At 47.7% G+C, this 654-nt stretch carries 1 protein-coding gene; it reads left to right on the forward strand.

Annotated features, from left to right (window positions below; all coding sequences use genetic code 11):
- A partial coding sequence (locus R7040_RS27215; protein ID WP_318097709.1) for a citrate/2-methylcitrate synthase occupies positions 1–654 on the forward strand: 654 nt, incomplete at both ends.

Consider the following 654-nt stretch of genomic DNA (forward strand, 5'->3'; position numbering starts at 1 on the left):
TGACCTTGCCAATAATGCTCAATTTGAAGAAGTTGCACATCTTCTGTTACGCGGTCACTTGCCGAATCAACAAGAACTTGATGCGTACAAGACACACCTACTGAGCCTTCGCGGTTTGCCGACCGAGCTAAAGCAAGCTTTAGAACTGATCCCAGCAAGCGCGCACCCAATGGACGTAATGCGTACGGGTTGTTCTGTATTGGGTAACTTAGAGCAGGAAATGAGCTTTGATGAGCAACTGCAAGCAACAGAGCGCATGTTAGCCTTGTTCCCAGCCATCATCTGTTACTGGTACCGTTTTAGTCACGATGGCGTTCGTATCGACACAGAAGATCAAACCGAAGACTGCATCGGCGGTTATTTCTTGCGATTGCTTACAGATAAAGAGCCATCAGCGCTACACAAGCAAGTGATGCACTGTTCATTAATCCTTTACGCAGAGCATGAGTTTAACGCATCAACGTTCGCAGCCCGCGTTTGTGCATCAACACTGTCCGACATTCACTCTTGTATTACAGCTGCAATCGGTACACTTCGTGGTCCTCTTCACGGCGGTGCAAACGAAGCGGCTATGGAGATGATTGAAGATTGGCAGACGCCGGATGAAGCAGAAGCTAACATCATGCAAATGCTGGCGAATAAAGACAAGATCAT

The organism is Vibrio sp. 1069, from assembly GCF_033340555.1.